The organism is Streptomyces sp. NPDC030222 (assembly GCF_055573115.1).
Genome location: NZ_JBVICA010000012.1, coordinates 153,284 through 168,597, shown reverse-complemented (window position 1 = coordinate 168,597; position 15,314 = coordinate 153,284). Strand labels below are relative to the sequence as shown.

Sequence of the window (15,314 nt, the reverse complement as noted above, 5' to 3'; positions counted from 1 at the left end):
CGGAACACCGTCACAGGGTTCGGGGCCGGAGCGGGCCGCCGGATTCGACCGGCCCGGTCGCTGCCCCAGCGGCCGCCCGGGGCACAGGGACGGCGGGCTCCGTCTCCGGCGGGGGGTCAGCGCTCGCCGGTGACCCTGGCCAGGACGAACCCGTCGTAGCCCTTGCTGCCGACCGTCTGCAGGGCGGTGGCGCTCAGCCGTGGGTCCGCGGAGACCAGATCGACGAAGCTGCGCACTCCCCGGACCCGTGGGTCGGTGCTGCTCGCGTCGGTGACCGCGCCCTCCCGTACGACGTTGTCGGCGATGATGACGCTCCCGGGCCGGGTGAGCCGCAGCGCCCACTCCAGATAGTGCGGGTTGTTCGGCTTGTCGGCGTCGATGAAGACCAGGTCGAACGGTGCCGCCGGATCGTCGACGAGATGCGGCAGCGTGTCCAGCGCGGGCCCCACCCGGACGTCCACCGTCCCCGCCAGACCTGCGCGGCCGAGATTGGCCCGGGCCACTTCGGCGTAGGCCGGATCGGACTCCAGCGTGACCACCCGGCCGCCCTCCGGCAGGGCACGGGCCAGCCAGATGGTGCTGTAGCCGGCGAGGGTGCCGAGCTCCAGGACGGTGCGGGCGCCCTGGATGGATGCGATGAGGTGGAGCAGCTTGCCCTGGTTCGGTGCGACATTGATCGCGGGCAGGCCCGCGGCGTCGGCGTCCGCGAGGGCGGATTCCAGAGCCGGGTCGTGAGGTACGAGCCGATCGGCGAAATAGTCGTCGACCTCGGTCCACTGATGCAGCGTCATGCATGCCCCCTGGAGACGGCTTCATCTGTTCCTTTTGGTTCCCAAAAGGAACTTACCAGTTCATGCTGCCGGTTCGCCGCGGTCCGGGGTGATCCGCGCCCGGGCCCAGCAGAGGACCTGGTCCGCGGACCAGGTGTTGACGACGCGGTCCGCCGGCACGCCGCACTCCTCCGCACGGGCACAGCCGATGATCTGCCAGTCGAGCTGGCCGGGAGCATGGGCGTCGGTGTCGATGGCGAAGAACACCCCGGCGTCGACGGCCTGCCGGAGCACCCGCGACGGCGGATCGAGCCGCTCGGGACGGCAGTTGATCTCGACGGCCGTCCCGGCCTCCGCGCAGGCGGCGAACACCTTCTCGGCGTCGAACTGCGACTCGGGCCGCGGTCGCCCGCCGGCCGTCCGCCCGGTGAGCAGCCGGCCGGTGCAGTGCCCGAGGACGTCCACCAGCGGATTCCGGACGGCCCTGAGCATACGGCGGGTCATGGCCGGGGCGTCCATGCGGAGTTTGGAGTGCACCGAGGCGACGACGACGTCGAGCCGGTCCAGCAGATCGGGGTCCTGGTCCAGTGATCCGTCCTCGAGGATGTCGCACTCGATACCGGTCAGCAGACGGAACGGCTCCCAGCTCCGGTTCAGGTCGGCGACGACGTCCAGCTGTTCGCGGAGGCGTTCGGCCGACAGGCCGTTCGCGACCGTGAGGCGCGGCGAATGGTCGGTGAGCACCGCCCACTCGTGTCCGAGCCCGGCGGCCGTCGTGCCCATCACCCCGATGGGGCTTCCGCCGTCGGACCAGTCGGAGTGCATATGGCAGTCGCCGCGGAGCGCCGCACGCAGGTCCGTGCCCCCGTCGGCCAGCGGCTCGGCCGCCTCGTCCAGCAGCTGCTGCAGATAGGCCGGTGTCCCGCCGTCGAGCGCCTCACGAACGACCTGCGCCGTCCTCGGCCCGACGCCCTTGACCTTCTCCAGGGTGCCGGCCCGGACCCGTCCGGCGATCTCCGTGGCCGGCATCCCCGCCACGACGGCGGCGGCCGTACGGAACGCCTTGACTCGGTATGTGGCCGACCCGGAGCGCTCCAGCAGGAACGCGATGTCCTCCAGGGCCTGCACCGGATCCATGACAGCTCCTCGCGACACGCCGCCCGCCCGGCGAAGGCCGCCGGGCGGGGCGGACCCCTGAGCCAGCCCAAGCCGGCGGTGTCGTCGGCCCACCGTCGCGGCCGCACCCACGTCCGCCCTCGCTCCGTCCTACGCCCTCCACTCGCCCTGCCTCTCCCGGCGGACGTCCGGGCGGCCTGCCCCTGTCCCGTCCCTGCCGGTCACGGTCATATCCGGCGCCCATGCGCGGCCGGCGGGCGGGCGGAGCACTGCGGACACCGGGCATCGGGCACCGGGCACCGCACTCCCGCGTCCAGCGACGGCCCGGCGTCCCGGCCGTCCGCGTTCGGGCAGTCTGGCGCCCCTCCCATGCAGTGGCGCGGATGCCCGACCCGGCAAGGTCAGGCCCGCGCCCGCAGGCGCATGTGCACCACCTTCTCCTGGTCTCCGGCCACCGCCCGTTCGTCGGCGACACCGAACAGGGTGGCGAGTTCCCGCTCCAGGCGGTCGACCGCGTGGTAGCCGCCGGACAGTTCGGCGGTCACCGTGCCGTCGAGCCCGCCGGGCGGGGACACGGGGGTCTGCGCGGCCGAGACGTCGAAGGTGGCCGCGTAGACGGTCGCATGACCGCCGCCGACCTCGCGCGGCCGGTCGCCGGACTCGCGGTCGCAGGCGAACACCGCCCTGAGGGCGTCGAACACCGCCTCGGCGTCCTCGGGCGTTCCGACGAGCTGCACCGCCACCTCGTCGTGGGGCTTCCCTGTGTGGGTCACGGGTGGCCTCCCTCTGTGCTGTGGACGGCCCGCGGGACCACCCGTCCCGTCGAGCCTGCCGACGCGGACATTCCACCTGATTCCGGCAGTCACGGCATCCCGAGGGCGGCATGCCCATGCCCATGCCAGACGTGCCGCAAGCCTGTCCGCCCGGCGGGCTGGTCGGAGGCGGTCAGGCGGCGGGCCTCTGCCCGCTCCCGGCGGGGTGCCCTCCCGCGGAGTCCGGCGCCAGAGGCGCGGTGGGCAGGCCCGCGCCGGCCCTCAGGCCCTCCAGGAAGTCCGCGATCGCCTCGGTCGCCGTGTGCAGGGGCTGCCAGTCCAGTTCCGTACGGGCGCGGATGGTGTCCATGAGCGGCAGCCGGAGGACGGCGTCGAACAGGTCGGGCGAGGCGGGCACCGCCCGCAGGTGCCAGGCTCCGGCGAGCGCGGTGCGTACCGCCGTCCGGGGCAGGCGCACGGTCCGGGCGTCGAGGAGCGACGCGATCTCGGCCGCGCCGACGGTGGGCTCGGCGGCGATGTTGAAGGCGCCGCTGACGGGGCGCGCCACCGCGGCCAGGAAGGCCTGTGCGGCGTCGTCGGCGTGCAGGGCCTGGAAGCGCAGCCCGTCGATATCCGGTACGAGGGGAACGGCTCCCGGGCGGACGAGCTTGCCGGGGAGCAGCGGGCCCGCGAAGATGCGCCGCTGCTCGGACGCGGACGAGCGCTGGAAGACGAATCCCGGCCGCATCCGCACGACCCGGATCTCCGGGTGCCGTTGTTCGTACGCGTCGAGGAAGCGTTCCAGGTAGGCCTTCTCGCGGCAGTAGGCGGCCCCGGGCCAGCCGTGGGTGGGCCATGACTCGTCCACCACGCCTTCCTCGGGGCCCGGGGAGTACGCGCCGACGGACGACGCGTACACCAGCGCCGGGACCCCGGCCTCGGCGGCGGCCTCGAAGACGCGGATGCCGCCCAGCACATTGGTGTTCCAGGTGGCCACCGGGTCGTGGGTGGGCTGGAACGCCCAGGCCAGGTGCACGACCGCGTCCGCGCCGCGGAAGTGCGGGACGAGGTCGGTGCCTTCCTCGGCGATGTCGGCGCTCGCCCAGGTCGTCTTGAGCGGCTGCCACTCGGGGACCCTGCGGGCGATCCCGAGGACGGACACCACAGAGGGGTGCTGGCCGAGAGCTCTCACTACTGCGCTGCCGACGTTGCCGGTCGCTCCGACGACCACGACGCGGGGCCCCTCGCCCCCGGTCGTGCCGGTGTCGCCGACGGCCGGACGGCCTGCGGTTCCGTCCGTCATGGCTCGTCGCCCTTCTGGGAGTGATCCTGTGGAGTGCCGGCCGCCGCGCTGGGCGCGCGCTGCGCCTTCCGCGTGCCCGCGCACGCGGGGATGCGCAGCCGGGCGACCGGTGACGGTCGACTGTCGGGTACCCGGTGAGGGCGGGTTCAGACGCCGCCGCGCACCGCCGCCGGGAGCGGCACGGGAGTGGTCCGGCGGCACGGGATCGTGGTGGCGCGCCGCGCCGGTGCCGGATGGGCCGGTCCGGCCGGGGTATCCACCCCGAGGGCCAGCCCCGGCTGCGACGAGGTGGCGGGGATGAGCGGGTCGGACAGTGGGTTGCAGGGTGCTGCCTACGACGCGTCGCCGATCGTTCCGGAGGGCGCGGGTGCAGGTGTACGGGGTCCCGTCCCCGAGGGGCCTTGTGCCGCGGATGCTCCGTCCGACCCCGCACCCACCCGGTGGGAGCACGGCGGGACGGCGTTCCCGGGCCGAGGTGCGCGCCGATGCCGCCGGGGCGCATGCTGACTGTGTTGACCTACGTGGCGGCGCGCAGGACGCACCGTGCCGGGCACCGGCCGTCCGGTGTTCCGGCGCGGCCGGGCCGCCGTGCCCCGCACGTCGTCCGGTGCGGCAGGGTTCCCGAGCGGACCGGCCGCGGCGGGACGGCGGGGTGGCGGGGACGCCGCGCGCCCCGACCCGGCCGGATGCGCTGCACCCGCCACGCGCCACGGGACGGTCCCGAGGAGGGTGCGCCAGTGACCGCGACGGGGAACGAGGACGACCGCAGCCGGGAGGCGGGAGTGCCGGAGGCGAGGTACCCCGAGCCCGGATCCCTGGACGGCGGGAACCCCTCGGCCCTCGTGCACAGCGAGCTCAGCCGGGTGCTCGCCGAGGCGGTGGTGGACACCGTGGCCGCGGTCGGCGGATACGCGGGCGGCGTCTACCTGCGGTCGAGCAGCCAGCAGCTGCTGCGGCTGGCCGTGCTGGCGGGACTGCCGGGCAGGCTCTTCCGGCCGTGGTGGCGGATGCATGTGAACCGGCCGTTCCCGGTCGCGGAGGCCTACCGGAGCGGCCGGAGCATCGAGCTGGCCGACGCCGAGGACACCATGCGCCGCTTCCCCCAGCTCATGGCCGGGCTCCCCTTCCCGTTCGGTTCGTTGTACGCGCCCGTTTCCGGCGGCACGGAACGGTTCGGCGTGCTCGTCGTCCTGCGCCCCGCGACACCGGGGCGCGCCGTGACGATCGCCGACCGCCGCCTGATGAGGGCCGCCGCGGCACGCCTCGGTGCGTCACTGGCCCGCATGCACGCACGTCACACGGCCGTGGAGTGGGACGCGGAGCCGGTGACCGTGCAGCTGCCCGCACTGGTGGTCCCGTCCGTCCGGATCGGCCATGTCGAATGGGACCTCGACAGCAGTGTGCTCACACCGGACGACGACCTGTGCGCGATCCTCGGCACCGCTCCGGCGCACTTCCCCGGCACCGCGGACGAGCTCGCGACGCGGAGACAGCCGGAGGAACTGACCGAGCTGTGGTCCGTGGCCCGGCAGGCCGCCGAGGGCGACCGGCCGGTCACCCGCAGACTGCGCGTCCGGGGCGCGGACGGCTGGCCCCACCTGGTGGGGGTCTCGTGCCGGGTCGTGCATCCGCATGGCAGGGCGCGACGGGTGGTCTGCTCGGCCGTGGACCTCGGGACGGGGCCGGCGGCGGCCGAGGCCGCCGACCGGCTGCCCGAGGGGGTGTTCTCCCTCGACCGGGTCGGACGGATCGTCTACGCCAACCGGAGCGCGGAGGAGCTGCTCGGCAGCCTGCGTTCCGATCTGCTCGGACGTCCGCTGTGGGAGGCGCTGCCGTGGATGGACCGCCCGGGGTACGAGGACCCGTTCCGAGCGGTCCTGCTCTCCCACGACCCGGTGCACTTCCTGGCCAGGCGATCAGCGGAGCAGTGGCTGTCCGTCGCGCTCCATCCCGGTACGAACGGTCTGACCTGCACGGTCGTCCCGATGCCGGTGGCCCGCGAGGGCGAGGACCTGGAAACCGCCGTGGAGGAGGAACGGGAGCGCGCGCCGTCCGCGGTCGGGGAACTGCTCACCGGCGGGGAACCGCCCCCGCACGGGCCGGGCGCGGCCACCCGCATGTCGGCGCTCTACCGGCCGGTGGCGCTGGCCATCGCGCTGACCGAGGCCGTCACTGCCCGGCAGGTGTCCTCCGTCGTCACGGACGAGCTGCTGCCCGCCTTCGGCGGCCGCCAGCTGGCCATCTACGTCCTCCACGAGGGGCATCTGTACCTCGCCTGGGAGACCGGCTTCCCCCGGGGGTTCCTCGACCAGTTCGACGGCATCGCGCTCGACGCCCGGCTGCCGGGTGTGGAGACGCTCACCACCGGCAGTCCGATCTTCTTCGAGTCCATGGAGCAACTGGCCGCTTCGTACCCCGGCATCCCGCTGGACGCGGACTTCGGCGCGCGTGCCTTCCTGCCGCTGATCGCCTCCGGTCGCCCGGTGGGGTCCTGCATCCTCGGCTTCGACAGGCCGCGCGGCTTCAGCCCGGAGGAACGCACCGTGCTGACGGCCCTCGCCGGACTGATCGCCCAGGCCCTGGAGCGGGCGCAGCGGTACGACACCGAAGTCGCCCTCGCCCGGGGGCTCCAGGACGCACTGCTGCCGCACCGGCTGCCGCAGATCCCGAACGTGGAGACCGTGGGCCGGTACCTGCCGGGGACGCAGGGCATGGAGGTCGGCGGTGACTGGTACGACGTCATCGAGACGGACCACGGTGTCGCCCTGGTCATCGGCGACGTCCAGGGGCACGGTGTGGAGGCGGCTGCCGTGATGGGGCAACTGCGCAGCGCGGTCAGGGCGTTCGCGCTCGCCGGGCAGGAGCCGCAGCAGGTGATGAGCGGCACCAATCGCCTGCTCATCGGCCTCGACTCCGGTCACTTCGCCAGCTGTTGCTACGTCACGCTGGACCCTGCGGACGGCGCTCTGCGGGCCGTACGGGCCGGTCATCCCCAGCCGCTGATGCGCCGGCCCGACGGGCGGACCGAGGTGCTGGACCTGACCGGCGGTGTGGTGCTCGGTGTCACTCCGGAGGCGTCGTTCCCGGTGAGCGAGCTGCGGATGGCAGCCGGTTCCGTGCTGGCCCTCTACACCGACGGTCTCGTCGAACGGCCCGGAGCCGACATCGACGTGGGCATCGAACGGCTGCGCGCGCAGCTCGCCCGGGCGGGTTCCCTGTCCTCCCTCGCCACCACCGCCGACCGGCTGATCGCCAAGGCACGCCAGGCCCCGGACCGCCCGGACGACATCGCGCTCCTCCTGACCGCCCGTCGGCCGACGGTCTGAGCGACAGCCCTTCCGAGCGCCGGCGCACCGCCCGCCCTTCGGCTTCCCTTCGGCCGGCGACGACTGCCGACGGCTGACGTCGGCTCCGTCCGCTGTCCGGCGACGCCGCCCCGCTCGGAACCCGTGTCACCACCGGCTCCGCTGCCCGGCAGACGGCATTGTCCGAGCCCGCTGATAGCGTGCCGCGTCCGACCCGGAGGATCATGAAAGGACGGCAGCCATGCAGGAAGTGACGTGCCATGAGGTCAGCGAACGTCAGACGGCGCAGGCACTCGACGGCATAGTCCGACGGACCGTGGAGAGGTGGCACCGGTTGCGCTGCGACGACCCTTCGCCGGGGAAGCTGCTGGAGTTGCGTGACGAGCTCCTCGACCACGTCGCCGTCCGGGCCGTGCAGGACCCGGCTCTCGACGAGTCGACGCGCAAGGCGCTGCTGACGGCGGCGGAATGCTCCCTGGGGGTGCTGAGCGTCGGCTGCTTCCCCAATGGTGACCAGGAGATCGTCCTCCCGCTCGTCGGCGAGATGCTCAGCAGCGAGGACATCGCCTTCGGCGACGTCGTCAAGGACGCCCCCACAGCTGCGACGTGGGCCGACACGTTTGCCATGTGCCTGGTCAGCGGCCTGGTGTGGGACTGGCAGCGGGTGACCGGTCTGCTGTTGCGGGAGGACTACGCGCCCGCGATCCGTAAGGGGGTGCCGTACTCGAAGTTCACCTCGACGTCGGACCCGGCGGACCTCGCCGCGATGGACGCGCTGTGCGGCTACCTGGCCCAGGCGAGCGGACACCTGCCCCGCGACTGGCCCACCGTGACCCTGCGCAAGCCGGACGCCGACGAGCGTGCCGAGGCGGCCCGGAAACTGGACGCGGCCGGCACCCTGGCTCCGGACCAGCGCCTCCTCCGCGTCCTCCTCGACGACGACCGGCACGCCTTCGGGCAGGCTCTCGTCGCCCGGCTCGCCGAGCACCGGGAGAGCGTGGGACCCGATCCCGCGCCCAGGACCCTGCTGCCGGTCGGCACCCTCGCCCTTGCCGCCCTCGCGGTCCAGGTGCACGGATGGGAACCGGGCGTCAGGTCCGGCTACTTGCCGCACGGACTTCTGGGTTCCACGGATGCGCTGCGGCGAGCGACGGACACCGAGGTGAACAACCCGGATTTGCGGGCGGCCGAGCAGTCCTGACCCCAGCAGGACACCCCGGGCCGTCCGACGCGTACTCCAGGGGCGGTTGACGGGGCAGCGTGTGCGGCCCGCCAACCGCCTTACGCTTCCGCCCTACGCTTCCGCCCTACGCTTCTGGAGCCGAGAGCCGCCGGTCCGTCGATCCCCCGGTTCCCCCGACACGTGCCGCGATGGTCCGCGCGCACTCCAACGACTCGGCACGCGTGGTGTCCACCACCAGGTCATAGACCACGCCGTGGTGGACCGCGTCGGCCTGGGACGCGGCCATGCCGATGACCCGATCGCCCCGTGCGATCTCACGGCCTGCCGCAACCGCGCCGTCGCACCGGACGCCGACCCACAGCACCCGCAGGTCGCCCAAAGCACCCTGCCAGCGCTGCTGCGAGTCGGCGCCGCCGAGGAAGACCTCGTCGACGATCACCCGGGCGCCCGATCGGGCCATCGCGGCGACCCCCGCGATCCAGGCGGCTTCCAGCGTCCGGAACTCCGGCCCGACGATCACCTCTCCGTCCGGAGCGAACTCGATCCCGGCATCGGATGTCTGCATGGACGCGGGCATCGCCTCGACCAGCGTGTCGGTCCCCAGGGCCAGCCATGGATCCGGCAGGAGCGCCTGCAGACACCGGGCGATCCCGGACTTCCCCGAGCTGGAACCACCGTTGAGAATGATCACCTCAGTCGTCACGGCGCCACAGTAGAGGCACCGCGGCGCACCCTCACAACCCGCAGCGGCCCCACCGAGCAGCACCTCGGTGCCGTCCGCTCGGAACGCGCCGGTGGCGCCCGGGGTGCGGTGGCCGACGTCACCGGCCCGCTGTCCGAGTGCCCGGCGATGCCCCCGAGTGCGCAGCGCGCCTGCGTACACAGCGCACATGAGTACATGAGGACGCCGGGACCTGAGTACCTGATCCGATTCCGCGGGCCGCCGCCGCTGATCGAATGGGAACCATGACTCCCGACGCGCCCCGCCACTCCCGCATCCAGCAGGTGACCACCACCGGCACGGCCCTGGCCATGGCCCTGCTGCCCCTCGTGGTCGGGGTACTGCTGGCGAAGGCGATGGCCGCGGATCCGCTGGCACCGGTGAACGCCATGGTCACCAGCGGCGGACAGCGGGCCCGCATCGCACCGGCGGACCTGCGCCGTTGCAGCAGGAACGCGATGCGCATGCGCGGGTGGCGGCTCCGCCGAAGCGGATGAACACCGGAGGCGTACGGAGGCCGGACGCGCACCACGCCGGCACCCGGCACCCGGCACCCGGCACCGATACCCGTGCTCCGGCACCGGCCTCGCAGGCCCGTGCTCACCGAGCCGCCCTCTCACATGGTGCGCGCCACGAAGTACGGGAAGAGGGCGAGGAGTTCCGCGGCAGCGCCCGGGGCGAGGGGTACGGACGCCAGGCAGTCGCGGGCCGCGTCGAGGCGGCGGTCCGCCTCGGCGAGTGCGGCGGCCCGGCCGCCCGCCTCCTCGACCAGGCGGGCGGCGTGGCGCAGCGCCGGGCCCTCGAGAGTGTCCGGGCCGGTCAGCAGTGCGGTGAGCTCATGGGCGGCCGTGTGCGGCGCCGCGAGGGCGGCGAGCACGGGCAGCGTCTTCTTGCGCCGGCGCAGGTCGTTGTGAACCGGCTTCCCGGTGGTTGCGGGATCGCCCCACAGGCCCAGTACGTCGTCCACCGCCTGGAACGCGACCCCGAGATGGCGCCCGGCCGTCGTGAGTGCCACGACGGTGGCCTCGGGCGCCCCGGCGAGGATGGCGCCGAGACCCGTCGCGCAGCCGAGCAGGGAGCCGGTCTTCCAGTCGGCCGTGGTGAGGTAGGCGTCGACGGAGACGGCTTCCGGTCCGGTCCACGGCCGGGACTCGAGGAGCAGGTCCTCCGACTGGCCGCTGACCAGGTCGCCGAGGCAGGCGGACAGCATGCGGAGGGCCGCGCCGCTCCGGGGGCCGGCCGATCCGGCGAGGACGTCGACGGCGAGGGCGAACAGGGCGTCACCGGTGAGGACCGCCGGGCCCGTGCCGTAGGCGCTCCACACCGTGGGGCGGCCGCGGCGGGACTCGTCCCCGTCCATGATGTCGTCGTGGAGCAGGGAGAACGTGTGGATCAGTTCGACTGCGACCGCTCCGTCGACGGCGACCGAGCCGGGGGCTCCGGCGGCCTCGGCCGCGAGGACGGCCAGTGCCTGCCGGACGCCCTTGCCCGCCTTTCCGGTGCGCGGCGTACCGCCCTTCTCGCACCAGCCGAAGGAGTAGCCGGCCATCTCGGCGGGCCAGGCGTGGAGGCCGGCGACACGGGAACGGAGTGCGGGTTCCACGAGCGCCCGGCAGCGGGCGAGGGTGTCGGCCGCGGAAACCGGGCCGGGAGCGGGGCCGGGCTCGTCGTTCACCGGCCGGGCGGCCGGGGGTGTCGCCGTTCCGGGCGCGGCGGTGGGGGCCGGAGCCGTCGTACGAGGCGTCATACGAGCACCTCCGCGGTGTCCGTCACATCGCCGCTCCGTGGGGGTATCCCCAGTTCGGCGTGGGCCTTGTCGACCATGCTCCGGGCGTGCCGGAGCCCGATCCGGTCCAGCACCCGTCCCAGCTCGGCGAGTTCGGCCGCGGTCCGCGCCGGGTCCGCGCCGAGACGGGCACGTGCCTTGACCGCGCCGAGCCGGGACAGGGCCTCACCGCGCGGCTCGCCCATGGCACGGAACTCTTCGAGGGACTGCTCGTAGGTGCAGAGGGCTTCCGCGTGGCGTCCGGCGCGATACAGCACATTGGCACGCATCTTGTGGTTGTAGGCGAGCGCGCTGGACAGGTTCATGTCCCTGCAGGCCACCTCGGCCTCGGCGAGGAGTTCCAGGGCGCGCTCGGCATCGTTGTCGCGGACGGACACGATGTCGGCCATGCCGCGCAGCGCCCAGGCCCGGCCGCGCCGGTCGTCGGCCTTCCCGGCGATCTCGGCGGCCTCCTCGAACATGGTGTAGGCGGTGTCGTAGGAGCCGGTGTTGCGGTGCATCTGGGCGATGCCTTCGAGGGCCCAGACGGTGTGCCGGGCCTCGCCGCGTTTGCGGGCCTCCGCGAGGAGCTGGTCGTGGAGTTCGCCGACGGCGCGGTAGTCGCCCTGTATTCGGCCGGTTTCGGCGAGACCTGCCAGGGAGTAGCCGCGGGCCACGATGTCACCGCCCAGTTTCCCGGCCTCGGCCGCGTACCGCAGCAGGCGGAACGCGAGGGACAGGGCGCCGCGTTGACGGGCGAGGGTGCCTCCGCTCCACAGCGCCCATGCCATGCCCGGCATGTCGCCGGCCGAACGGGCCGTGCGGTAACTGGACTTCCACGCCCGGTCGGCGTCCTCGACATGGCCGAGCCGGCGGTGCGCCTCGGCGAGTGCCAGCGCGGCACGGGCCTTCTCCCCCGCGTCCGCCGAGCGTTCGGCCGCGGCCATCTGCTCGGCCGCCCTGGCGAGTACGTCCGTCAGGGAGGAGTTCACCGACAGTGTGCTGAGCGCTCCCTGGTACTCCGGCGCGAGTGCTTTGCTGTACATGGGTGCCTTTCCGTGGGGACGGCCGCGTGCCCGTACGGCGGTAAGGCCTTCATCACGGCGGTCCCCCTTCTCCGTGCCTCGTCATGGACGCGCGCGCGTCGCGAAGGAAGAGGATCTTCCCTCCGTCCGGGTTCCACCCTCTTCTCACTTTCCGTGGGAAGAAGGGTGGTTGGGGACGGTCCGCGAAGCCGGAGAGCGTGCGGCGGCGGGCGGCGGAAGCCGGTGGACGCCGCCGCTCGACCGGGCCGTGGGGCCGTCAGACGGAGTGTCCGAGGACCGCCTCGGCGTCGGCGATCAGCTGTGTCAGGTACTCGCGTGCGTGGGCGGCGCCGGCGAGGGCGGCCGACTGGCCGGCCCAGAGGTTGACGTAGTCGGGCGTGCCGCGTTGGGCGGCGGCTCGCCGGACCGGCCGCATCAGGGTGTTCTGCACGGGGTACGGCGGGACGGCGTCCTCGTGGGCGGCCAGTTCACGGACGAGCCGGTTGGGGATGCCGCGGGCGTGCCGGCCCGAGAACAGCCGTGTGAGGACGGTGGTGCGGGCCTCCGGGCCGCGCAGTGCGCGCCGGTGGACGGTGCTCGCGCCCGACTCTTCCGTCGCGAGGAATCCCGTGCCGATCTGGACGCCGTCCGCGCCGAGGGTCATTGCGGCCGCCACTCCGCGGCCGTCGGCGATGCCGCCGGCCGCGATCACCGGGACCTCGACGGCGTCGACGATCTGGGGCACCAGGGAGAAGGTGCCGACCAGGGATTCGCGGACGGGCCGCAGGAAGGCTCCCCGATGGCCCCCGGCGTCACTGCCGGAGGCCACCACCGCATGGCATCCGGCGGATTCCAGGGCGACGGCCTCGTCGACGGTGGTGGCGGTGCCGATGAGGACGATCCCGCGGCGTCCGGCCTCCCGGACCACCCGGCGGGGCGGAACGCCCATGACGAAACTGATCACGGGCGGGGCCGCGGCCAGCAGCGCGTCGATCTGTTCGTCGAAGTCGAGGGGCGGGGTGGAAACGATGTCCTCGGGGCGCGGAAGAGGGAGATCCAGTGCCTCGTGGACCGGGCGCAGCCGCTCGAGGTGTGCGGCGGCCTCGGCGACGCCGAGACCTGCGGCCAGTTCGAGCTCCCCGCCGAGGGGGACCCACAGGTTCACGGCGAAGGGGCGCCCGGTCGCCGCGGCGAGCGCCCGGACGGTGTCCGTGATGCCGTCCGGTGTCAGGTGGTGCGCTCCGTAGGAGCCGAGCCCGCCGCCGTCGGAGACGGCCGCGGCCAGCCCTACGGACGACAGCCCTCCGCCGAACGGCCCCTGGACGACGGCGTGTTCGATACCGAGCAGGTCCTGGAGGCGGCGGGACACGGCACGGGTGGTCGTGGACATGGGTGTCCTTTCGAGGTGCCGGCGGGCGGATCCGCCGGGCCTGGAACGAACCCTAGACGACCGGTCAACTAAAAACCATGGAGCTTGATCGATGGCATAGTTGACCGGCCGTATACTCGTCCGCATGGGCAGGACCAGCACGGCACGGGAACGGCTCGTCGACGCCACCTGCACGCTGATGCGGACACGGGGTTACGCGGCGCTCGGCGTCGCCGAGATCTGCGCGCGCGCCGACGTCAGGAAGGGCAGTTTCTACCACTTCTTCGAGTCCAAACAGGCACTGACCGTGGAGGCGGTGAACACCCACTGGGGCGCGCAGCGGTCCGACTGGCGGGCCGTGCTCGAGACCGACGGGCCCGCTCTCGGCCGGCTGCAGGACCTGTTCGCGGACCTGACACGGCGCCAGCGGGACGACCACCACGAGCACGGTGCCGTCACCGGCTGCCTGCTCGCCAATCTGGCCCTGGAACTCGGCAGCCAGGAGGAGCCGATCCGGACCCGTCTCCGGGAGATCTTCGACGAGCAGATCGCCCTGGTGAAGGGCGTCCTGGACGATGCGGCCGCCGAGGGGACCGTCGCCGCCGCAGCCGCCTCGTCCGCCACCGCCCGAGCGGTGCTCGCCCAGCTGGAGGGACTGCTGCTGTTCGCCCGACTCGCGAACAGCCCGGATCCCCTCGACGACCTGTGGCCCCGGACCGTACAGCTCCTGGCCGCGACTCCGGCCGGGCCGGGCTCCTGAGCCGGCGGGTCCAGGAGGCGCGCGACGGACGGATCAGACGGCCGACCGGTGGTGGGCGAGGACCGCGTGCGGATCCTCACCGCCGGGCACCGGTGCCGGATCCGCGTGGATGAGTGCGGCGGTCAGCCGGGGAACGGCATGGAGCAGCGCGTGTTCCGCATCGACCGCGACGCGGTGGGCCTGGTCGAGGGTGAGGCCGCCGTCGACGACGATGCCGGCCTCGGCGCGGAGCGTGTGGCCGAGCCAGCGCATGCGCAGTTCACCGACGGCGACCACCCCGGGCACCGAGGACAGTACGGTCTCCGCCCTCTCCACCAGCTCGGGGTCGACGGCGTCCATGAGCCGGCGGAAGACCTCGCGGGCGGCGTCCTTCAGGACGAGGGCGATCGCCACGGCGATGAGCAGGCCGACGACCGGGTCCGCCCGGGGCAGGCCCAGCGCCGCTCCGGCCGCGCCGAGGAGCACCGCGAGCGAGGTGAAGCCGTCCGTACGGGCGTGGAGGCCGTCGGCCACCAGCGCCGCGGACCCGATCCGGCGGCCGGTGCGGATCCGGTAGCGGGCCACCCATTCGTTGCCCAGGAACCCGACCGCGGCCGCCGCGGCCACGGCGGGCAGATGGCTGACCTCCCTGGGGTGCAGCAGCCGGTCGACGGCCGTCCATCCGGCGAGCACGGCCGACGCCGCGACGGTGACGACGATGAGGATCCCGGCGAGGTCCTCGGCCCGGCCGAACCCGTAGGTGAACCGGCGGGTGGCGGCACGCCGGCCCAGGACGAACGCGACGGCCAGCGGCAGGGCGGTGAGCGCGTCGGCGGCGTTGTGGAGCGTGTCGCCGAGCAGGGCGACGGAACCGGAGAGCGCCACGACTCCGGCCTGCACCACGGCGGTGAGCGCCAGCACGGCGAGCGAGACCCACAGGGTGCGCATGCCCTCGGCGGAGGACTCCATCGCCGGGTCGACCTTGTCCGCCGCCTCGTGGCGGTGCGGGGTGCCGGCGTGGGCCAGGACGTGCGCGAGGCGCGCCCAGGGGCGGCGGTCCGCGCGGCTGTGGTGCTGCCTCTCTCCGCGGGGTGAGTCGTCGTGGTGCGAGGCACTGTGGTGGTCCGCGTTGCGGTGGCCGTGCGCGGGGGGATGGTGCTCGTGCTCGTACTCGTCCGCACGTCGGGCCGGGCGCTGCCGGGTTTCACGGTCGGGCTTCCTTGCGCTCACGGCAGCACGCACCTTCCGGGTCGGGCCGGTGGACAT

General features: G+C 73.6%; 13 protein-coding genes. 4 read left to right on the top strand and 9 right to left on the bottom strand.

What is annotated here, in order from left to right:
* Positions 1-116: 116 nt before the first annotated feature.
* From ACZ4Z5_RS19255 to ACZ4Z5_RS19240, 4 genes are all read right to left on the bottom strand, one after another.
* On the bottom strand, positions 117-791 hold the full coding sequence (locus ACZ4Z5_RS19255; RefSeq protein WP_468264202.1) for an O-methyltransferase: 675 nt from the start codon (positions 789-791) through the stop codon (positions 117-119).
* Between the two features lie 60 nt (positions 792-851).
* Positions 852-1,907 (bottom strand): PHP domain-containing protein, encoded by a 1,056-nt coding sequence (locus ACZ4Z5_RS19250; protein ID WP_468264199.1) that lies wholly within the window; start codon positions 1,905-1,907, stop codon positions 852-854.
* Between the two features lie 380 nt (positions 1,908-2,287).
* The gene (locus tag ACZ4Z5_RS19245) at positions 2,288-2,659 is read right to left on the bottom strand and encodes a hypothetical protein (RefSeq protein ID WP_468264196.1); all 372 of its coding nucleotides are present in this window, start codon (positions 2,657-2,659) and stop codon (positions 2,288-2,290) included.
* Between the two features lie 172 nt (positions 2,660-2,831).
* Positions 2,832-3,941 (bottom strand): NAD-dependent epimerase/dehydratase family protein, encoded by a 1,110-nt coding sequence (locus ACZ4Z5_RS19240; protein ID WP_468264193.1) that lies wholly within the window; start codon positions 3,939-3,941, stop codon positions 2,832-2,834.
* Between the two features lie 842 nt (positions 3,942-4,783).
* On the opposite strand from ACZ4Z5_RS19240, the gene ACZ4Z5_RS19235 reads away from it, so the two are divergent.
* Together ACZ4Z5_RS19235 and ACZ4Z5_RS19230 are read left to right on the top strand one after the other, a co-directional pair.
* Entirely contained in the window at positions 4,784-7,267 is a 2,484-nt protein-coding gene (locus ACZ4Z5_RS19235; protein WP_468264355.1) for a SpoIIE family protein phosphatase, read from the top strand.
* 220 nt (positions 7,268-7,487) lie between these two features.
* Entirely contained in the window at positions 7,488-8,447 is a 960-nt protein-coding gene (locus tag ACZ4Z5_RS19230) for an immunity 49 family protein (protein WP_468264191.1), read from the top strand.
* A gap of 106 nt (positions 8,448-8,553) precedes the next feature.
* Here the strand turns inward: ACZ4Z5_RS19230 and cpt are convergent, their stop codons facing one another.
* Positions 8,554-9,132, bottom strand: a complete 579-nt coding sequence (gene cpt, locus ACZ4Z5_RS19225; RefSeq protein ID WP_468264188.1) for a chloramphenicol phosphotransferase CPT — start codon at positions 9,130-9,132, stop codon at positions 8,554-8,556.
* 263 nt (positions 9,133-9,395) lie between these two features.
* On the opposite strand from cpt, the gene ACZ4Z5_RS19220 reads away from it, so the two are divergent.
* Complete coding sequence (locus ACZ4Z5_RS19220; RefSeq protein WP_468264185.1) at positions 9,396-9,647, top strand: hypothetical protein; 252 nt, start codon at positions 9,396-9,398, stop codon at positions 9,645-9,647.
* A 119-nt stretch (positions 9,648-9,766) separates the two neighbouring features.
* On the opposite strand, the gene ACZ4Z5_RS19215 is transcribed toward ACZ4Z5_RS19220, so the two are convergent.
* From ACZ4Z5_RS19215 to ACZ4Z5_RS19205, 3 genes are all read right to left on the bottom strand, one after another.
* Entirely contained in the window at positions 9,767-10,897 is a 1,131-nt protein-coding gene (locus tag ACZ4Z5_RS19215; RefSeq protein ID WP_468264182.1) for a polyprenyl synthetase family protein, read from the bottom strand.
* Positions 10,894-11,961 (bottom strand): tetratricopeptide repeat protein, encoded by a 1,068-nt coding sequence (locus ACZ4Z5_RS19210; RefSeq protein ID WP_468264179.1) that lies wholly within the window; start codon positions 11,959-11,961, stop codon positions 10,894-10,896. Before ACZ4Z5_RS19210 ends, ACZ4Z5_RS19215 begins: the two co-directional genes overlap by 4 nt.
* 256 nt (positions 11,962-12,217) lie before the next feature.
* Positions 12,218-13,330, bottom strand: a complete 1,113-nt coding sequence (locus ACZ4Z5_RS19205) for an NAD(P)H-dependent flavin oxidoreductase (protein ID WP_468264176.1) — start codon at positions 13,328-13,330, stop codon at positions 12,218-12,220.
* Positions 13,331-13,454: 124 nt separating this feature from the next.
* Here ACZ4Z5_RS19205 and ACZ4Z5_RS19200 point away from each other — a divergent pair, with 124 nt between their 5' ends.
* Positions 13,455-14,069: a TetR/AcrR family transcriptional regulator gene (locus ACZ4Z5_RS19200; protein ID WP_468264173.1), complete on the top strand. Its 615-nt coding sequence runs from the start codon at positions 13,455-13,457 to the stop codon at positions 14,067-14,069.
* A 33-nt stretch (positions 14,070-14,102) separates the two neighbouring features.
* On the opposite strand, the gene ACZ4Z5_RS19195 is transcribed toward ACZ4Z5_RS19200, so the two are convergent.
* Positions 14,103-15,278 (bottom strand): cation diffusion facilitator family transporter, encoded by a 1,176-nt coding sequence (locus ACZ4Z5_RS19195; protein ID WP_468264170.1) that lies wholly within the window; start codon positions 15,276-15,278, stop codon positions 14,103-14,105.
* Positions 15,279-15,314 lie beyond the last annotated feature (36 nt).

Coding starts and splice junctions, on each gene's coding strand:
- ACZ4Z5_RS19255 (WP_468264202.1), bottom strand. CDS start 791: ATGACGCTGCATCAGTGGACCGAGGTCGACGACTATTTCGCCGATCGG.
- ACZ4Z5_RS19250 (WP_468264199.1), bottom strand. CDS start 1,907: ATGGATCCGGTGCAGGCCCTGGAGGACATCGCGTTCCTGCTGGAGCGC.
- ACZ4Z5_RS19240 (WP_468264193.1), bottom strand. CDS start 3,941: ATGACGGACGGAACCGCAGGCCGTCCGGCCGTCGGCGACACCGGCACG.
- ACZ4Z5_RS19230 (WP_468264191.1), top strand. CDS start 7,488: ATGCAGGAAGTGACGTGCCATGAGGTCAGCGAACGTCAGACGGCGCAG.
- ACZ4Z5_RS19220 (WP_468264185.1), top strand. CDS start 9,396: ATGACTCCCGACGCGCCCCGCCACTCCCGCATCCAGCAGGTGACCACC.
- ACZ4Z5_RS19215 (WP_468264182.1), bottom strand. CDS start 10,897: ATGACGCCTCGTACGACGGCTCCGGCCCCCACCGCCGCGCCCGGAACG.
- ACZ4Z5_RS19210 (WP_468264179.1), bottom strand. CDS start 11,961: ATGTACAGCAAAGCACTCGCGCCGGAGTACCAGGGAGCGCTCAGCACA.
- ACZ4Z5_RS19205 (WP_468264176.1), bottom strand. CDS start 13,330: ATGTCCACGACCACCCGTGCCGTGTCCCGCCGCCTCCAGGACCTGCTC.
- ACZ4Z5_RS19200 (WP_468264173.1), top strand. CDS start 13,455: ATGGGCAGGACCAGCACGGCACGGGAACGGCTCGTCGACGCCACCTGC.